1 protein-coding gene is annotated in these 461 nt (G+C 75.7%); it reads right to left on the bottom strand.

What is annotated here, in order from left to right; genetic code table 11:
* Positions 1–461 (bottom strand): YdcF family protein (locus tag AC066S_RS39290; protein ID WP_478271977.1); only part of this gene is annotated, 461 nt, incomplete at both ends.

Here is a 461-nt window from a genome sequence, read left to right as displayed (position 1 = left end):
CCCGCAGGTAGCGGGCCATGATGGCCGCCTCGCTCTCGGTCTCGCCCAGATCGACGCCGCCGCACACGGCGATCCAAGCGGACGGCTGCAGGCGCGCCAGTTCCGCGGCCGTGTCCAGCCGCGCCGCCAGCGCCGGCCGCGGTTGCCCGTCCAGCGTGCCGCTGCCCAGCACCACGATCGCCCGCACGGGCGGCACCTCGGCCGGCGCAAGCCCCAGGCCGCGCAGGTGGCCCCAGAACCAGAACACCGAGGCCAGCCACAGCGCGAGCAGCACCCATCCCAGGCGCCACAGGCGCTCGCGGCCTGTCCGCTCCCGCCGCCAGCCGGCCACCTGCCGCCACCGCACCGCCAGGAACAGGAATGCCGCCCCCAGCATGGCAGGCAGCACCACGCCGAGGTTCAGGTGGCGCTGCGCCATGAGCAAGAGGCCATCCCCCAGCAGCAGCAGGCCCGCCACCGCC

The organism is Bradyrhizobium sp. CFUWI (assembly GCF_056429085.1).
Note: the sequence above shows the minus strand (reverse complement) of the source record. Positions and strands in the feature narration are given on the sequence as shown.